The 17,770-nt window shown below is 51.9% G+C and carries 15 protein-coding genes; 2 read left to right on the forward strand and 13 right to left on the reverse strand.

The genetic code is table 11. The features are described 5' to 3' along the window. Positions 1–21 precede the first annotated feature (21 nt). The 13 genes from OGX83_RS01935 to thpR form a co-directional block, all read right to left on the reverse strand. A complete protein-coding gene (locus tag OGX83_RS01935; RefSeq protein WP_286587267.1) occupies positions 22–1,242 on the reverse strand; it encodes a fimbrial protein in 1,221 nt (406 codons plus the stop codon). Positions 1,243–1,275: 33 nt separating this feature from the next. Continuing rightward, a complete protein-coding gene (locus tag OGX83_RS01940; RefSeq protein ID WP_111466105.1) occupies positions 1,276–1,860 on the reverse strand; it encodes a fimbrial-like protein in 585 nt (194 codons plus the stop codon). Positions 1,861–1,871: 11 nt separating this feature from the next. Further along, positions 1,872–2,480, reverse strand: a complete 609-nt coding sequence (locus tag OGX83_RS01945; RefSeq protein WP_048236115.1) for a fimbrial protein — start codon at positions 2,478–2,480, stop codon at positions 1,872–1,874. Between the two features lie 14 nt (positions 2,481–2,494). Continuing rightward, complete coding sequence (locus tag OGX83_RS01950) at positions 2,495–3,061, reverse strand: fimbrial protein (RefSeq protein ID WP_048236114.1); 567 nt, start codon at positions 3,059–3,061, stop codon at positions 2,495–2,497. Then, positions 3,048–5,657: an outer membrane usher protein gene (locus OGX83_RS01955; RefSeq protein ID WP_174771600.1), complete on the reverse strand. Its 2,610-nt coding sequence runs from the start codon at positions 5,655–5,657 to the stop codon at positions 3,048–3,050. Before OGX83_RS01955 ends, OGX83_RS01950 begins: the two co-directional genes overlap by 14 nt. A 59-nt stretch (positions 5,658–5,716) precedes the next feature. Then, positions 5,717–6,451: a fimbrial chaperone gene (locus OGX83_RS01960; protein WP_008786240.1), complete on the reverse strand. Its 735-nt coding sequence runs from the start codon at positions 6,449–6,451 to the stop codon at positions 5,717–5,719. A 178-nt stretch (positions 6,452–6,629) separates the two neighbouring features. Then, on the reverse strand, positions 6,630–7,223 hold the full coding sequence (locus OGX83_RS01965; RefSeq protein ID WP_219987439.1) for a fimbrial protein: 594 nt from the start codon (positions 7,221–7,223) through the stop codon (positions 6,630–6,632). Positions 7,224–7,583: 360 nt separating this feature from the next. Beyond that, complete coding sequence (gene folK / locus OGX83_RS01970) at positions 7,584–8,075, reverse strand: 2-amino-4-hydroxy-6-hydroxymethyldihydropteridine diphosphokinase (protein WP_286587268.1); 492 nt, start codon at positions 8,073–8,075, stop codon at positions 7,584–7,586. A gap of 51 nt (positions 8,076–8,126) precedes the next feature. Beyond that, positions 8,127–9,524 carry a polynucleotide adenylyltransferase PcnB gene (gene pcnB, locus OGX83_RS01975; protein ID WP_204354956.1) on the reverse strand — a complete coding sequence of 466 codons (1,398 nt, stop codon included), beginning with the start codon at positions 9,522–9,524 and terminating at the stop codon, positions 8,127–8,129. Between the two features lie 71 nt (positions 9,525–9,595). Next, positions 9,596–10,492 carry a tRNA glutamyl-Q(34) synthetase GluQRS gene (gene gluQRS, locus OGX83_RS01980; RefSeq protein ID WP_125362719.1) on the reverse strand — a complete coding sequence of 299 codons (897 nt, stop codon included), beginning with the start codon at positions 10,490–10,492 and terminating at the stop codon, positions 9,596–9,598. Positions 10,493–10,562: 70 nt separating this feature from the next. After that, positions 10,563–11,018, reverse strand: a complete 456-nt coding sequence (gene dksA / locus OGX83_RS01985; RefSeq protein WP_003829221.1) for an RNA polymerase-binding protein DksA — start codon at positions 11,016–11,018, stop codon at positions 10,563–10,565. A gap of 177 nt (positions 11,019–11,195) precedes the next feature. Continuing rightward, a complete protein-coding gene (gene sfsA, locus OGX83_RS01990) occupies positions 11,196–11,900 on the reverse strand; it encodes a DNA/RNA nuclease SfsA (RefSeq protein WP_048214903.1) in 705 nt (234 codons plus the stop codon). Between the two features lie 15 nt (positions 11,901–11,915). Then, on the reverse strand, positions 11,916–12,446 hold the full coding sequence (thpR, locus tag OGX83_RS01995; protein ID WP_286587269.1) for an RNA 2',3'-cyclic phosphodiesterase: 531 nt from the start codon (positions 12,444–12,446) through the stop codon (positions 11,916–11,918). Positions 12,447–12,519: 73 nt separating this feature from the next. On the opposite strand from thpR, the gene hrpB reads away from it, so the two are divergent. Together hrpB and mrcB are read left to right on the forward strand one after the other, a co-directional pair. Beyond that, complete coding sequence (gene hrpB, locus OGX83_RS02000; protein ID WP_286587270.1) at positions 12,520–14,949, forward strand: ATP-dependent helicase HrpB; 2,430 nt, start codon at positions 12,520–12,522, stop codon at positions 14,947–14,949. Positions 14,950–15,084: 135 nt separating this feature from the next. Next, a complete protein-coding gene (mrcB, locus tag OGX83_RS02005; protein ID WP_286587271.1) occupies positions 15,085–17,646 on the forward strand; it encodes a bifunctional glycosyl transferase/transpeptidase in 2,562 nt (853 codons plus the stop codon). The last annotated feature ends 124 nt before the right edge of the window (positions 17,647–17,770 follow it).

Below are 17,770 nucleotides of genomic sequence, written 5' to 3' on the forward strand. Positions count from 1 at the left end.
AAAGCCGCCGGATTAACGCGCTTAGGGATAGTCGATAGTGAAGCTGCCCGTCGCTTTGAACTCGCCGGGTTTGATGGTGTTGCTACCGTCTTGTTTCAGCGTTGCTCTGAAATTCAGAATCTGATCGGGGTTACCGATATTGCTATAGGTATAGTCTTCCATATTCGTAAACTTATAAACGGAGCTGGAGTTGTTTGGCATGATCGTCATCCAGTCGCTGATGCTTGCTGGGTTCTTCTCGCCGGCAACCGTCACGCCAATACCGCTGGCGGCACCAGATGTTAAAGTATTACCCAATAATGCGTTGTCACTGCTGCCTGTTATTGTTGATCCTAACTTCACTTCGACATTCTTAATGTAGGTACAGTTACTTAATTTTATTGAAAAGTCTTTTGTCACACCGTCGCCTTTCAGTTCTTTTGCGTTGCGACTGCCAAAAGGCACGGTAGATCCTGAAACACCTTCACCTGTAACGGCAGTGGCAGTACATGTTGGGTAGTGAATCGTTATTGAACCTGGACTGATGACGTAATCAAGGTAGTGGTTGCCACCACCGATACTGGTGTCTGAAAGCTTAAATCGGAAGTTGTATCCGGTACTTGTTGGAAAGGTAACGTTAACTGCTGATGTGGTTGGCTTAAATGTATCATCAGCATAAAGATGGAATTTAATCCACAGAACAATTCCCCCCATTTCAAAATAACCTTTCTTCCATGCGATTGAATCGCAGAAAGTGGAGAAATCTGCATAAGAGGTACTAATGAAATTCAGATCAAAGGACTTATAATCCGTACCACCGCCGTTCCAGTCAACCCAAAATGAACTCCCTGGATAATAGGCGGTGCCAAAGTTAATCTTGGTAATTTCCATACCAAGATACAAACCCGTAGTATTTGTTTTCCATAATGGATTGCCGCTATTATTTTTAATACCCGCACTCTGAAAACCATGATAAAGATTTACACTATGAACATCGTGGTTATAGTTACAATTAAGTCCATGCTTGGGATCAAATTCTGTCGCACCAGAAACGGCAAGTTCGCGTAAGCCTGATTCTGTATGGGCGGCAACTGAAGGGAGCAGGTTCCATGAGAATGGAGCTGAGTAGTCTTGTACATCTGCATATTCTGCACCTCCTTGATACGAGGTCGCTTGCCCAATATAGACAGACCAGGCATAAGCGTTGCTGGCTCCTAACCATAAAAATAGAGATGATATTAAAAGGAGTATGTTTTTCTTCATGGCTAATTTCCCTATTAATGGTCGTTCCGAATTTTATTGGTAGGTGACATTGACAAGTACATGGCTACTTAATTCGCCGAGGGTAACTGTTTCGGTACTCAGGATTTTCTGCATCCGTGAATAAAAGGTCCAGGTTGTATCGCTATAATCTGTAGCGGAAAATATCGCCCTTGACGAGCCGTCAGTATTCAACACATTTTGACGTGGTGAATCTGTGGTGAAAATCACTACTCCTACATTTGCCACACCGCCCGAGGTCTGAGTTAGATCATTCGCAAATACCTGCTGATTGCCCTTCGCAAACTGGCCGCTTTGGGGGGTAAAGTTAAAGGTAACATTAGTGATGGCTCCGTCACTGATTGGACAATTCAGAAGTTTAATTGAAAACTCTTGACCGCCTTCATAATCAGTTTCCGCAGTAATGCCGTCGGCAAAATAGGCGGGACCTACGGTTGCGAAATTTACCGTTCCACTGCCGTTAATCTCTAACTGGCAGGTATCCTTCTGCACGGTGGCGGTGAAATCCACGTTGGTGTCGGCATACAGCGGCGCGACAACCAGAGCTGTTGCCAGCCCTGGAATTAACGCGGAGAGTGTTAATCTACGCAAACGCATCATGGTGATTACCGTTACTGGTAAGTAATGGTGAACGTGGTTGGTGAATAGAAATCACCGGCAGTAATACCAGAAAGGGCAGCACCTTGAACGGCTACCATACGTGCGCTGAGTGGGTAATCTACAGGCGTTGTTGTGGTGGCGCTGCTCAGATCAACGGTCTCTGGGTTTTTATTATAACAGTGGAATTGCACGCTATCTGTACCTCCAGGTGTACTGGTTGTCCAGACCTCAACACCGGTTTTGCTCGCTTTTGTGCTCGATGTTGAAGAGTTTGCAAATGCTGCCTGATTTGAGTCACCGCCAGAACAACCGACGTTATTTGGTGATAAAGTAACGGTCGCAGTTTTGTCCTTTAATCCCGCGCATTCACTAAAGCGCAGCTTAAACGGTTTCACTTTTGTTTTTGCAAAAACTTCAGAGATATAGACATTACCAAAGGCAATGGTGTTGGTAGCGGTCTCGCCGTCAACCACCGATGCCGCACAGGTACCGGCGGTGATATTTGCCTCTACGGTTAAGTCCAACTGTGCAGTACCATCAGCCTGCGCCATGGTGGAAACGCCCGCCCCCATCGTTGCCAGTGCGCCAATCATTAACCCGCGCAAAAGTTGTTTTTTCATTATCATCGTCCCTGTTATTGATAAGTGAAGGTGAAGGTCGCTTTAGAGCTGAATGCACCGGTGGTACCTGCGCCATCCGTCAGTTCGCGCAGCGCCACTGTCATTTCGACGGCGTTGTTAGTACGTTCTTCAGGGGTCCAGGTGAAGGAACCAGAACCTGGCTTCATATAGGTTTCATCACTGACGCTTTTACGTTTAAAGCCCATACCGATATTGGTGGCGGCACCTGAATCAGCGGATTCATTTTTAATGAAGTTACCGCTGGCAGAGGTCGAGGTTGCCAGTGCTGTGGTGATACTGGTCAATGAACCGGCACAATCGCTGGCGACGAACTTAAAGTTCTTCTGCGATTCAGCTGATTTCTTAATGATCTTATCCAGACCAACATCGCCCACCGTTAACTTATAGCCGTTGGTGGCATCGCCAGAAACCGATGAGCCATCCAGGGCCGCAATGGTCATGCTGCAGGTGGTGGCCAACACGGTGGCGGTGAAGTCGACGTTAAGTGTTTCCGCCTGACTGGTCAGCGGAAAGAGTACCGCGAGTACGGAGGCAGCTAAAAAGCGCTTATTCCTTTTCATTGGGGATTCCATTTGTATTGTGGTTAGTGACACGACACGTAATGTTGTCTAACAGTAGGGTCTGGCTGGAGCCGACCGTTTGTTGCGTTGCTGGCAACAGGAAGGTTGCCGTACAGGTTGCGGGTTGGTTATTTTCAAACCAGCGCACCGTAAGTTCGCCGTTATCGCTAATACCGCGGACAAAAGCCTGGCCGCCCTGGCCCATATTGCCGATCTGTACATTGTTCTCATAAACTTCGGCGCCGAATGGGATCGTCTGGTGATCGCTGCGCGTCATGTTGAGAATGGCTGAACGTCCTTCATCGGTTTCGAAACTGGCGAAAACGACCGCACCATCGCGTGGTACCAGTGTGGTGCTGGTGCTCTTCAGCTCGACGTCGTTATCCATCGTATCGATGTCGAGATTGACCTGGTTTTCCCGGTAGGCCGTCAGTGAGTTCGTTGCGCCATAACCCCAACGATCAATTGTGCTGCTTCCTCCGTTAATCCGAGCGCCTTTAGCGCCAGGCGCTTTCACCAGCACAATGGCATCGCTGTTGCCAAAGTTGTCGTTGGTAAACGTTAAACCACCGCTGTGCAACACAAAACCGCCGTCAGTGGAGAGCGAATACTGACGGTTACTGTCGTTATTCGCCGAGGCGGATGCTGAAAGATCTCCCCATGGGGACTGATAGCTGGTATATCCACCAATATCGGAGATGTTTTTCCCCTCTTTTTGCATGGTGTAGCCTGTATTCACGCTGTAGTTCAGCTTATTGTCTTCGCTGCTGCCGCTACTGTTCATGCTGAGCTGGTGCCCACCGTTAAAATCGGTACGCATCTGGGTGCTCAAGTTGCTGAATCCTGAGCGACGACGTTCACCACCCAGCAGGTTCTCCAGCGGAATATTGAAGTTGATATAAAGCGAATCATCCTTTTCGCCTTCTTCATCCCAGGTGCGCTGCAGGTTGATACTCATGCTGCCCCAGGAAAATCCTTTGCCATAACCCAGGCTGTAATCGCTGCGGCTCTCGTTGCTTGCCCAGTAGTCGGTCCAGGTGGCTGACAGATAAAATGAACCGTAATCAACCTCAGCGGACTGCAAAGGTTGGTTCATGCTGACGGTGACCTGATTCTTCATACGCGAGAAGTTATTCATGGTATTGCGTTCAGCGTCAGTACCTTTGAATTTGGCATCGTCGATTAGCTCTAGCGCGTCATTCAGGCCCAGGTAGTCTCGCGTCGAGTAGCGATAGGCCGCGACGTTGAACGACGTATCGGTCGCCTCAATCAGTTTGTTCCAGGTCAAGCGATAGCTTTGGCCTTGATAGGTATCGTCGTCAGGGATATCTGCGCGTGAATGGGTAACGTCAACCGCCAGTGCGCCAAAGGGCGTATTCAGACCCAGACCGAGGAGTCCAGCGAAATAGTCGTTGTCCGTTGCCTGAATACCGGTGTAGGCCGTCAGAAAGTTGTTCAGACCGTAGTAGTATGAGCCCTGCGCCAGGTTTGGTTTGTCATGAAGTTCGTCGTTATTGACTTCCCCGACGCTCACGTCCCAGCGTCCGACGCCCGGGCGCTGCATCTGCATGACCGAAGAAAACGGCTGGGAGAAAGTACGTTTACTGCCATCAGCTTCTTCGATGGTGACGATCAGGTCGCTACCGTAGCCGGAAGGGCTGATATCGTTGATCTCGAAAGGTCCCGGCGGAACGGTCGCTTCATAAATCTTATAACTGCCCTGAGTCACGGTCACTTTGGCGTTAGTGTTGGCGACGCCGCGGATAATAGGCGCATAGTTAGCCAACTGTGAAGGCAGCATACGCGTGTCGCTATACAGACGTGCCCCGCGGATGTTCACCGAGTCAAAGGTTTCGCCAGTGGTATAGGCTTCGCCGACAATCAGCTGTGAGCGTAGTGCCGGGAGGTCGCGCTGCAGATAACGGTTCTGGTATTCGAAATTGCTGCCGCCGTCCTTCGCCCAGTTGTAGTTACCACTGGCACGAAGACGCCATGCACCGAGATTGATGCCCGTATTAAATGCAGCATACAAGCTATCGCTGTCAGTATCGTGGTTGGTACTGTGGTAGCCGTTAAGGGTATAGGAAAACAGGGCTGCCGGGATGCCGCTTTCCCACAAGGAGGGTTCGACATAGCCAGAATAACCTTTAATGAGCCACGCCTGAGGAACGGAGATATCCAGGCGCTGCTCACCCATATCAAAGCTTACGTTTGACTGCTCGATAAGTGCAGGTAGGTTTAAGCAGTCATCCCCATCTTCATCGCCTTTTTTCAGAATAGCGTGTTCGTTGCCGATCTCAGGCTGCTTTATGTGCAGCTGTGCCAGATTCTTCGATGTCAGGCAGGCTTGTGCGCTATTTTTACCGACATCAACAAAGGGTAGGGTCAGGCTTGCTACTGATTTCTCGTTGACGAAAACTTTCACACTGTAGGTTCCCGCTGGCGTAGGGTTGCCGTCGGAATATTTACTGATATCGATACTAGCCGCGCTACTTCCCATTAAAAATGAGCTGTCGTACTCGACGCTTTCTGCGGCAAAACCGGGCTGGCTGTAAAGCAGTGCACAGCACATCGCCAGTAGCGTTTTTTTCGGCATCGATTCGGTATAAGGAAAGTTTTGCACCGTCTTTTGCATCCTGCGTTTTGATTAATCGATTACAGTGAAACAGAGCCTTCGATCATGCCGCCATAATCGTTAATGGCGTGGTAGTCCAATTTGCCTGATACGGTATTTTGTAGACCTTTGACGTTAAAAGAGGCATTGCTCAAAGGCGCAACCATGGTGGCATCAACGGTATAGCGCTTCCCGCCAACCGTAACGACAGCATCATTAAATGAAACGTAGTAAGGTGTTGGGTTATTAACCTTTAGCGTCGTATGGCCTTGTTCATTCCCCATCTGCCACTTCAACTGTTTGGTGGCTTCTGCAGGCGAACCCTGTAAACCGGCAGGGCGGTAAAACAGTTTGATACGAGTGCGGAAAGCTAACTGCAGCAAACTTTTGTTTTCTTCTTTGTTGGCGTCTGCTTTTGGCGGTACTTCCAGCACGTTAAACCAGAACACGCTTTCACGGTCTTTTGGCAATGCTGTGGTTTGGGTAAACATTACTTTCACGGATTGACCGTGCTTTGGTTCTATACGTGAAACGGGAGGAGTGGAGACGAATGGGGCCTTAATACTGCCTGGATCGGCATTATCATTCCCGAGATCAATCCAGTTTTGCACCAGCAGCGGTCGGGTACCTTTATTTTCCAGGCGGATACTGACATCTTTTTTATTTTCATCATAAATGATGCGCGTGCCGGAAATGATAATATCGGCATGACTGGTATTACTCAATAAGCTTCCTGCTAGTACCAATGTGGTAAGCGTTTTCTTAAAATTCAACATGAGCATTCCTTGCCAGTGGATGATTTGGTGTTCTTAATTTAAGAAACGAGGTGCGATAGTAATCGTAATTCTCACCTCGTTATTACAAGCTGTGTTAATGACAAACGGTGTAATAATTCCGGTTAATGCTATTAACGCGCTTTTTTGTATACTTATTTCATCAGTAAAGCGTTAATGCTTACTGATAAGTAAAGGTATACATTGCGTTAGTGGTAACGTGACCTGGGGTTACGTCATCACCCAGTACCGCTTTCACATAGGAAGCTACAAAGTGGTAGGTAGCGATTTTGCTGGCATCGAAGGTGGCTTCGTGAACGTCTGCACCGTCAACTTTCATCAGCGTTTTGGTGTCTGCATCGTGAATCGCGATGTTTACGTTCTTCGCAGCAGCCATGCCGGCGGCAGTCAGGTTGGTGTCGTTATCCAGCGTGCCTTTGGTATTGCCAAAAGAAGAGACCATTGACAGACTGGCCTTAGTTCCGGTGGTCACTTCGGATGCATCTTTACAGTTCAGAACGATGGAGAAAGGTTCTGCTTTTGCGCCGTAAGTAGCATCAGCGACTTCAGTGGTGATATCCGCCGGGGTTGCGGTTTCCAGATAGATATTGCCATCAGTGGATTCATCACCACGGCTGGTGGAAACGACTTTAGAACAGGTTGTAGCACTGACTAAACCGTGAAAATTAAGCTGACCGCCTTCTGCATCCGCTGCCATTGCTGAAGTTGAGCCCATTGCCATAACCATAGCTACTGCCAAAATTGCTTTTTTCATTACTGTATCCTTACAGGATTTGAAATATTAGATAATTACTACTTTGCTATATTAAATAGCAGGGGCATATTCTAGCGGTTAGTAATGTTTTGTAAAATAACTTGGGTCTATGGTTTTTATAAAATCATTTTATTTTAAAATTATTGTAGGAGGGCTTTCTTTGTTTTTTGAAATATATTTTTATGGGATATAGGTTTGTGTGATAAAGCGCAAGGAACAAACAACTACTGGTCTTTAATAATAATTGTTTTGCATGGATGATGTCTGAGTAGTATGTGTTAATTAGATTTACTGAAAGGAAAATGTAGTTTAATTAATTTGAGTGAGGCTTTTCATAGTTAATTTTATTATATAACGCGGTTACCATTGCGCCGGACGAGGAGTGGTTTGCTGGATGAAAAACGCAAGTGGTTGTTTATCGTCTGGAAAGATAAGATCCGGCGCGATTTCAGCGAGCGGCCACAGCATAAAACCACGGTTTTTCATGTCGTAGTGCGGTACGGTCAGACGTTCGGTGTTAATCACTTCATCGCCAAACAGCATAATGTCGAGGTCCAGCGTTCGTGGTCCCCAGCGTTCGGCTTTGCGCACCCGGCCCTGCTGTAACTCAATGCGTTGGGTGTGACTGAGTAATTCTTCCGGCGCAAGGGTGGTTTCCAGTGCGACGGCGGCGTTCAGGTAATCGGGTTGATCCTGTGGGCCTAATGGTGGCGTACGGTAAAATGAGGAGACAGCCACGATTCGGCTGTCAGGGATTTCCCCGATCGCTTTCACGGCAGCATTAACCTGCTCCAGAGGGGAGGCTAAATTACTGCCGAGGGCGATATATACCCGTCGTTTTTCAAGCTGCATCTGTGTCACCACCTTGATACGACTCGAAATTTGTTGGGTATACGTGATAGGTCATGCGGAGCCTTCACGGCGTGGCGCGCGTTTACGCGGGCGACGATGGCGACGACGTGTGTCTGGCTCTTCATCCAGCTCGTTCAGCATGCCTTTTTGTTCTGGCGGCGCAGAAACCTGGAATTCACCCCACCATTTCGCCAGTCGCTGCAATTCCGCGTTGTGTTCGACTTCAGCACGCAGTGCTAACAGGTCGTAAGCTGCGCGGAACTTTGGATGCTCCATCAGCTTCCAGGCGCGTTTGCCCTGGCGACGGGACATACGTAACTGCAACTGCCAGATATCGCGGGTCAGTGAGGTCAAACGTTTCGGGATCGCCAGCGAGCGGCAGGCTTCGTCCAGCACGTCGTTCATTGCCAGCGCGAAAGCGTCGTAATAGGCCAGACCGCTTTCTTGCGCAATTTTCTGTGCGGCTTCCAGTAACGGATACCAGAACATGGCAGCAAACAAGAACGCCGGGTTAACGCGCATATCATTGTGAATGCGGTTATCGGTATTCTTCAGTACCTGGGCAATGATGCGTTCCATCGGGCTGTCACCGTCTTCGGTGAAGTAGCGCGTAATGGTTGGGAACAGCGGTTGGAACAGGCTGTACTCACGCAGTTTTTTATAGGTTTCGTACCCATAGCCCGCCTGTAACAGCTTGAGCGCTTCTTCAAACAGGCGTGCAGGAGGAATATCGTTAAGCAAGGTAGCCAGACGTGGGATCGGCTCTGCGGTTTCCGGGCTGATACGCATGTCGAGCTTGGCGGCAAAGCGTACGGCGCGCAGCATGCGCACAGGATCTTCGCGATAGCGCGTTTCCGGATTACCGATCAGGCGAATGATGCCCTCTTCGAGATCCTGCATTCCCCCAACGTAATCACGTACGGTGAAATCGGCCACGCTGTAATACAGGCTGTTAATCGTGAAATCGCGACGCTGTGCATCTTCTTCGATGGAGCCGAAGATGTTGTCACGCAGCAGCATACCGTTTTGCCCGCGCTGCGATGTTGTGCGATCGGATTCGCTGCCTTCATGATGGCCGCGGAACGTCGCCACTTCGATAATTTCAGGGCCGAACATGACATGGGCCAGACGGAAACGGCGACCGACGAGGCGACAGTTACGAAACAGTTTGCGCACCTGATCCGGCGTTGCGTTAGTGGTGACATCAAAATCTTTCGGTTTTTTGCCCAGCAAAAGATCGCGTACACCACCGCCAACCAGCCATGCCTCGTATCCGGCCTTATTGAGCCTGTACATTACCTTCAGGGCATTTTCACTGATATCTTTGCGGGAGATAGAGTGCTGCTCACGCGGAATTACCGTCATATGTGGACGGGCGACGGCGAGCTCAGCCTCGCGCTCCTCGCGGCTTAGCACCTTGCGGCAAAAATTAGCGACTCGGGTAAAAATAGTGCACCTCGGTAGTGTCAAACTTCAATCAGAACAAGTGTTGCTGTGTAAAAATAGCGGCTAATCATAGCTCAGCATGATGCATTTGAGAATGCCGGATTTAAGATCGCCGATTCAGGCACCGTTGTCAGACGCCAATTCTCAACGGCAAACTCCAGGATCTGATCAACCTGCATATCCTGCCACGGGATATCGGCACGCTGGCCGAGAAAGCGCAGCGCGGCAATAATCACCGGACGCGGATCGCCTTGCGGCAGCGCAGGTGCATGATTTTGTTTTGAAAGTTTAGCGCCTTGTTCGTTGAGCGCCAGCGGAAGATGAATATAGTCAGGCGCTTGCCAGCCAAACTGCTGATACAAAGAGATTTGCCGCACCGTGGGTTCGATAAGATCGGCGCCGCGTACAATCTCTGTTACGCCCTGAAAGTGGTCATCAACCACCACGGCGAGGTTATAGGCAAACAGCCCGTCGCGACGGTGAATGATAAAATCTTCGCCTGCAAGCTGTGGATCTGCCTGAATTTCACCGCGCAGTTGGTCAGTAAACTGCATCACCGGGTGACGTTGCTTTATGCGGACTGCCGCCTGCTCTGGTCTGAGGCGTAACTCACGGCAGTGGCCGTCATAAATACCGCCGACGCTTTGAATACGCGCCCGCGTACAGGTGCAGTAATAGCTCAGATCCTGTTGATGTAACCAGGCGAGCGCCTCGCGGTAGGCATCATGACGTTGGGATTGCCATAAAATATCGCCATCCCAGTGCAGTCCGTAATGTTCCAGCTGACGCAGAATCGTATCTGCAGCACCGGGAACTTCACGAGGGGGGTCAATATCTTCAATGCGCACTCGCCAGATTCCGCGCTGTGAGCGGGCCTGCAGGTAACTCCCGAGGGCGGCAATTAGTGAACCGAAATGCAGTTCGCCAGAAGGGGAAGGGGCGAAGCGGCCTATATAGTGTGAATCGCTCATTTTGCGGACTAACAAATAATAAGGCGGGAGAAGCTCCCGCCTGTAGTAAACGTGGTAAAAATGACCGGAATTAACCTGCCATTTGTTTTTCGCGGATTTCTGCCAGCGTTTTACAGTCGATGCACAGATCGGCTGTCGGACGCGCTTCCAGACGGCGAATACCAATTTCTACGCCGCATGATTCGCAGTAGCCGAAATCTTCGTCTTCTACTTTCTTCAGCGTCTTCTCGATCTTTTTGATCAGTTTGCGCTCACGGTCACGGTTACGCAGCTCAAGGCTGAATTCTTCTTCCTGTGCGGCGCGGTCCACCGGATCAGGGAAGTTAGCCGCTTCGTCTTGCATATGAGTTACGGTGCGATCGACTTCATCCCTAAGTTGATTGCGCCATGCCTCAAGAATACGCCTGAAGTGCGACAGCTGGGCTTCGTTCATATACTCTTCGCCCGGTTTCTCCTGGTACGGCTCCACCCCAGCGATGGCGAGAATACTCAGGGACGATGTTTTACGGTTTTGCCCTTCTTGCATGTTGCTTCTCCTTAACACGCACTATCGATCCCCATGTTCGGGGGAAAAATCAGGTCGCTATAAATAGCAGATGCTTTTCCGGATAGCAATTATCTAAACGTAACACTTGACAACCCTGTGAGGAAAAGCGTATTTGCCCACGCGCCCAGAATACTAATTGACCAGATATTTACACCATTACAAGGTAATGGGCAACGGCTCTTTAAGAGTCATGCCGTGGGCAGAAAGTTCCGCTTTATAAACCAGAATTTCAACCCCCTTAAGCTGTGCTTCAACTAATAATTGCGCATATTTTGCATCGATATGGCGCGCGGGTGAAAACCGTGTAATGGCTGAATGTAGCACGGCGAAAAATATCACTGCCCGCTTGCCTTCAGCCGCTACGCTCATCAATTCCCGAAGATGCTTCTGACCTCGTTCAGTGATGGCATCGGGAAAATAACCCTGCTCTTTTTCCGCCAACGTGACTGATTTCACTTCAATATAGCAGTCAGGTCGGGAATCTGCCTGTAACAAAAAGTCGATGCGGCTCCCTTCTGCGCCGTATTTTACTTCACTTTTCAAAGTACTGTAGCCTGAAACTTCCGAAATTAACGCCTGTTGAATCGCCTCTTTCGTTAATCTGTTGGCCCACAGCGTGTTAACACAAATAAATTCACCGGATTGGGTTTGCGTTAATTCCCAGGTATGTGGATATTTGCGTTTAGTATTTTCTGATGTCGAATACCAAACGGTGTCACCTGGCATTGCGCATCCGGTCATCGCACCGGTATTTGGGCAGTGTAGCGTTAACTCAGTGCCATCGGGTGTGATCACATCCGCTAAAAAGCGCTTATAGCGCTGGATGAGCGTTGCAGGTTGTAAAGGTGGAGAAAATTGCATAAACAGTCCCTTTGATTATTCAGTCAGCGTCCAGCGTTGCAGCGGCGTATAACGCGTGCGTCCTCGCGCAAATGAGGAGGAATAAAGCGCAAATTCCGTGACTGGAAACGACCAGCCAAAGCCCGGTGGCGGGATTGGCACCGCGTGGCCGGCATCGCGCAGCAGCGTGATATGCGGGTGAAACGGCTGCGGGCTTTGGTAGCAACCGCTGCGTGCGGCCTGTGCCCGCAGCATATTCGCCAGTTGCAGCAACCCGCGCGGCGGCTGACGCATTCCCAGCCACACAACCCGGGATCGCAACCATTGCCCGGCATCATCGAGTTTGAGCGTAAAACCCGGCTGGCGAATACGCCCCGCGAGCTGCGACAGCGCCTGTTGCTTCTCAGCGCTGACGTCGCCTAAAAAGGCCAGCGTCAGATGCAGATTATCAGCCGCGACGGGGCGACCCGCTTCAGGGGGGAACTGCGCGGCCCGCCAGTGGATTAGCTGCTCCCGAACCCCGGCTGGCAATTCAATCGCAAAGAACAGCCTTTTTGGCTCAGACATGATGGATACTCGGTTATGAATTAACGCGATGCTACAATGCAGCGCGAAGAATGTTAACCCTCTGGAGCCATTTGTGACGTCGTTGCCCGTTGCCGCTGTAGTGCCTGAACTGCTTACCGCCCTTGATGCCTCGCCGCAGGTTCTGCTGACGGCGCCGACCGGTGCCGGGAAATCGACCTGGCTGCCGTTGCGACTTCTTGAGCATCGCGGTATTACGGGGCGGATTATTTTGCTGGAGCCGCGCCGCCTGGCAGCGCGCAATGTGGCGCAACGATTAGCGGAATTGCTGAACGAAAAGCCTGGTGAAACAGTGGGCTATCGCATGCGCGCACAAAGTTGCGTAGGGCCGCAGACCCGGCTGGAAGTGGTAACAGAGGGCGTCCTGACGCGGATGATCCAACGCGATCCTGAACTGACAGGCATCGGGCTGGTGATCCTCGACGAATTTCACGAACGGAGTTTACAGGCTGATCTGGCGCTGGCGCTATTGCTGGATGTGCAGCAAGGGCTGCGGGACGATCTGAAACTGTTGATTATGTCCGCCACCCTAGATAACGAGCGTTTGCAGCAGATGTTGCCCGATGCGCCGACGATCGTTTCTGAAGGCCGCGCATTTCCCGTTGAGCGGCGGTATCAGCCGTTGGCGGCGCATTTGCGTTTTGATGAAGCGGTGGCGATAGCGACGGCGGAGCTATTGCGCCATGAAAGCGGGTCACTGCTGCTATTTTTACCGGGTGTGGGCGAAATCCTGCGTGTACAGGAGCAGCTGGCTACGCGTGTAGGCAGCGATGTTGTGCTGTGTCCACTGTACGGCGCGTTAACGCTTGCCGAGCAGCGTCAGGCGATTGTGCCCGCGCCGCAAGGCAAACGCAAAGTGGTGCTGGCCACCAATATTGCTGAAACCAGCTTGACGATCGAAGGCATCCGGCTGGTGGTGGACTGCGCCCAGGAACGCGTGGCGCGCTATGACGTGCGTACCGGTCTGACGCGACTGATTACCCAGCGCATCAGCCAGGCTTCGATGACTCAGCGCGCGGGACGTGCGGGTCGTCTGGAGCCCGGTATTTGCCTGCATCTGCTTGCCAAAGAGCAGGCAGAAAGAGCGGCAGCGCAGGGGGAAGCGGAGATATTGCAGAGCGATCTGTCCGGGCTACTGATGGAGTTGCTGCAATGGGGATGTACCGAACCTGAGCAACTGAACTGGCTGGATACGCCGCCCGCCATCAACCTGCAGGCGGCAAAACGGCTGTTGCGGATGCTGGGCGCGCTTGAGGGCGACAGGCTCAGTGCCCGCGGGCAGAAAATGGCGGCATTGGGTAACGATCCTCGTTTAGCGGCGATGCTGGTCGGTGCCAAAAATAATACCGAAGCGGCTACGGCGGCAAAACTGGCTGCGATTCTGGAAGAGCCGCCGCGCGGCGGAAGTACCGATCTGACCGTGGCGTTTTCACGAAATCAGCCAGCCTGGCAGCAGCGCAGTCAACAGTTGCTGAAACGGCTTAACGTTAGCAGCGGGCAGCCCGACAGCACGCTGCTCCCCTCATTGCTGGCGCGGGCGTTTGCCGATCGGATCGCGCGTCGACGCGGGCAGGAAGGGCGCTATCAACTGGCGAATGGCATGGGCGCCATGCTGGATGCCGATGATGCCTCAGGACGCCATGAATGGTTGATAGCGCCACTTTTGTTGCAGGGCAGCGCTTCGCCAGACGCGCGTATCTTGCTGGCTCTGCCGCTGGATATCGAGTCGCTGATGCAGGCATGTCCTGAGCTGCTGCAACAGTCCGACACCATCGAATGGGATGAAACCCAGGGAACGTTAAAGGCATTGCGTCGGTCGCGCATTGGTCAGCTCACGGTAAAAGTACAGCCATTGGCCAAACCCTCGGAAGAGGAGTTGCATCAGGCGATGTTGAATGGCATTCGCGATAAAGGGCTAAGTGTGCTCAACTGGACGCCGGAAGCCGAGCAGTTTCGACTGCGTCTGCAATGTGCGGCAAACTGGTTGCCAGAATACGACTGGCCCGCGGTAGATGAGGATTCTCTGCTGGCGTCGCTGGAGACCTGGCTGCTGCCGCACATGAGCGGTGTGCACTCGTTACGCGCATTAAAAGCACTCAATGTGGGACAGGCGTTGCGCGGTTTACTGGACTGGTCAATGTTGCAACGTCTGGATAGTGAGCTGCCTGCGCATTACACTGTGCCGACGGGAAGCCGGATTGCCATTCGCTATCATGAGGATAATCCTCCAGTATTGGCGGTTCGGATGCAGGAAATGTTTGGTGAAGCAAAGACTCCAACCATTGCCCAGGGGCGCGTGCCGCTGGTGCTGGAGCTGCTGTCTCCGGCCCAAAGACCGCTACAGGTGACGAGCGATCTGAGCGCGTTCTGGCAGGGATCGTACCGTGAGGTGCAAAAAGAGATGAAAGGGCGTTATCCCAAACATGTCTGGCCAGACGATCCGGCGAATACCGCGCCAACGCGGCGTACCAAAAAGTATTCGTAATGTAACTGTAGGCCGGATAAGGCGTTATGCCGCATCCGGCGAAAGAGCGGTAATAATTGAGAGATTTCTTCTTCTGTCGCAGGACGGAAGAACAGAGAATCGGGCCCTTGCGCCTGAATGTTGCGGAGAAAAAGCATGGCGGGGAATGACCGCGAGCCAATTGGACGTAAAGGGAAACCCTCGCGTCCGGTGAAACAAAAGGTGAGCCGTCGTCAACTCAGAGATGAAGAGTATGACGACGATTATGATGATGATGACTATGAGGATGAAGAACCGATGCCGCGTAAGGGTAAAGGCAAAGGGCGTAAGCCTCGTGGTAAGCGCGGCTGGTTCTGGCTGCTGGTAAAACTGTCGATTGTCTTTTTGGTGCTGATCGCCATTTACGGCGTTTATCTGGACCAAAAAATTCGTAGCCGTATTGATGGCAAAGTCTGGCAGCTTCCTGCGGCAGTTTATGGCCGTATGGTTAACCTTGAGCCAGAAATGCCTATCGGCAAAAACGAGATGGTGAAGCTGCTGGAGGCCACGCAGTATCGTCAGGTGACGAAGATGACGCGTCCGGGCGAATTTACCGTGCAGGCGAAGAGCATCGAGATGATTCGTCGTCCGTTTGACTTCCCGGACAGCAAAGAAGGGCAGGTGCGTGCGCGTCTGACCTTTGACGGCGATCATCTGGACACCATCGAGAATATGGATAACAACCGCCAGTTCGGTTTCTTCCGTCTCGATCCGCGTCTGATCACCATGCTCTCTTCACCTAACGGTGAGCAGCGCCTGTTTGTTCCGCGTAGCGGCTTCCCGGATCTGCTGGTGGACACGCTGCTGGCGACCGAAGATCGTCACTTCTATGAGCATGACGGTATCAGTCTCTATTCCATTGGCCGTGCGGTGCTGGCGAACCTGACGGCGGGTCGTACGGTACAGGGGGCCAGTACGCTGACTCAGCAGCTGGTGAAAAACCTGTTCCTGTCCAGCGAACGTTCCTACTGGCGTAAGGCCAACGAAGCCTATATGGCGCTGATCATGGATGCGCGTTACAGCAAAGACCGCATTCTTGAGCTGTACATGAACGAAGTCTATCTCGGCCAAAGCGGTGATAACGAGATTCGCGGCTTCCCGCTGGCGAGCCTTTATTATTTCGGTCGTCCGGTAGAAGAGCTGAGCCTCGACCAGCAGGCGCTGCTGGTGGGGATGGTTAAAGGGGCGTCGATCTACAACCCGTGGCGTAACCCGAAACTGGCGCTGGAGCGTCGTAACCTGGTTCTGCGTCTTCTGCAACAGCAGCAGATTATCGACCAGGATCTGTATGACATGCTGAGTGCGCGTCCGTTAGGCGTACAGCCGCGTGGTGGGGTGATCTCCCCGCAGCCTGCCTTTATGCAGATGGTGCGTCAGGAGCTCCAGGCGAAGCTGGGCGATAAAGTTAAAGATCTCTCCGGCGTGAAGATTTTCACCACCTTTGATTCCGTGGCGCAGGATGCCGCAGAAAAAGCGGCGGTGGAAGGCATTCCGGTACTGAAGAAACAGCGTAAGCTGAGCGATCTGGAAACCGCGATTGTGGTCGTTGACCGCTTTAGCGGCGAAGTTCGCGCCATGGTCGGCGGAGCAGAACCGCAGTTTGCGGGCTATAACCGTGCGATGCAGGCGCGTCGTTCGATTGGTTCTCTGGCCAAGCCTGCGACCTATCTGACCGCGCTCAGCCAGCCGAAACTGTACCGCCTGAATACCTGGATTGCCGACGCGCCGATTGCACTGCGTCAGCCGAACGGCCAGGTGTGGTCACCGCAGAACGATGACCGTCGCTATAGCGAAAGCGGTAAAGTGATGCTGGTGGATGCGTTAACGCGTTCAATGAACGTGCCAACGGTAAATCTGGGGATGGCGCTGGGCCTGCCTGCTGTAACCGATACCTGGTTGAAGCTGGGGGCGCCGAAAGATCAGCTTAACCCGGTTCCGGCCATGTTGCTGGGTGCGTTAAACCTGACGCCAATCGAAGTGGCGCAGGCGTTCCAGACTATCGCCAGCGGCGGGAACCGCGCGCCGCTGTCGGCGCTGCGTTCGGTGATTGCCGAAGATGGAACCGTACTGTACCAGAGTTTCCCACAGGCCGAGCGTGCCGTTCCGGCCCAGGCAGCGTATATGACGCTGTGGACGATGCAGCAGGTGGTTCAGCGTGGTACAGGTCGCCAACTTGGCGCGAAGTATCCGGGTCTGCATCTGGCAGGGAAAACCGGGACCACCAACAACAACGTGGATACCTGGTTTGCCGGGATCGACGGCAGCCAGGTGACCATCACCTGGGTGGGCCGCGATAACAACCAGCCAACCAAGCTGTACGGTGCCAGCGGTGCGATGTCGATTTATCAGCGTTATCTGGCTAACCAGACCCCGACACCGCTGGTGCTGACGCCGCCGGAGGATGTGGTGGATATGGGCGTAGACTACGACGGTAACTTCGTTTGTAGCGGGGGTATGCGCACGCTTCCTGTATGGACCACCGATCCGGATTCACTGTGTCAGCAAGGTGAGATGCTGCAGCAGTCGGGTAATCCGTTCGATCAATCTTCTCAGCAGCCGCAGCAACAGCAGCCTCAACAGCAGCAACAGCAGCCTCAACAGCAGCAACCGCCGCAGCAAGAGAAGAAGGACGGCGATGGCGTAGCCGGTTGGATTAAAGAGATGTTTGGTAGTAATTAATTCAGTAGTAAATTAGACCTAAACACCCGCTATTAGCGGGTGTTTTTATTTCTGGGTAATATGAGTTTTATTTTTTTATGATGTAATTGTATTGATTTAATTTTAATTAAGAACAAATTAAGTA

This window comes from Citrobacter sp. Cpo074 (genome assembly GCF_030332745.1).
Classification (GTDB): Bacteria; Pseudomonadota; Gammaproteobacteria; order Enterobacterales; family Enterobacteriaceae; genus Citrobacter; species Citrobacter portucalensis.

Bases quoted from the DNA above. Each gene is read 5' to 3' on its own strand.
- OGX83_RS01935 (WP_286587267.1), bottom strand. From the start codon at position 1,242: ATGAAGAAAAACATACTCCTTTTAATATCATCTCTATTTTTATGGTTA.
- OGX83_RS01940 (WP_111466105.1), bottom strand. From the start codon at position 1,860: ATGATGCGTTTGCGTAGATTAACACTCTCCGCGTTAATTCCAGGGCTG.
- OGX83_RS01945 (WP_048236115.1), bottom strand. From the start codon at position 2,480: ATGAAAAAACAACTTTTGCGCGGGTTAATGATTGGCGCACTGGCAACG.
- OGX83_RS01950 (WP_048236114.1), bottom strand. From the start codon at position 3,061: ATGAAAAGGAATAAGCGCTTTTTAGCTGCCTCCGTACTCGCGGTACTC.
- OGX83_RS01955 (WP_174771600.1), bottom strand. From the start codon at position 5,657: ATGCCGAAAAAAACGCTACTGGCGATGTGCTGTGCACTGCTTTACAGC.
- OGX83_RS01960 (WP_008786240.1), bottom strand. From the start codon at position 6,451: ATGTTGAATTTTAAGAAAACGCTTACCACATTGGTACTAGCAGGAAGC.
- OGX83_RS01965 (WP_219987439.1), bottom strand. From the start codon at position 7,223: ATGAAAAAAGCAATTTTGGCAGTAGCTATGGTTATGGCAATGGGCTCA.
- folK (WP_286587268.1), bottom strand. From the start codon at position 8,075: ATGCAGCTTGAAAAACGACGGGTATATATCGCCCTCGGCAGTAATTTA.
- gluQRS (WP_125362719.1), bottom strand. From the start codon at position 10,492: ATGAGCGATTCACACTATATAGGCCGCTTCGCCCCTTCCCCTTCTGGC.
- dksA (WP_003829221.1), bottom strand. From the start codon at position 11,018: ATGCAAGAAGGGCAAAACCGTAAAACATCGTCCCTGAGTATTCTCGCC.
- sfsA (WP_048214903.1), bottom strand. From the start codon at position 11,900: ATGCAATTTTCTCCACCTTTACAACCTGCAACGCTCATCCAGCGCTAT.
- thpR (WP_286587269.1), bottom strand. From the start codon at position 12,446: ATGTCTGAGCCAAAAAGGCTGTTCTTTGCGATTGAATTGCCAGCCGGG.
- mrcB (WP_286587271.1), top strand. From the start codon at position 15,085: ATGGCGGGGAATGACCGCGAGCCAATTGGACGTAAAGGGAAACCCTCG.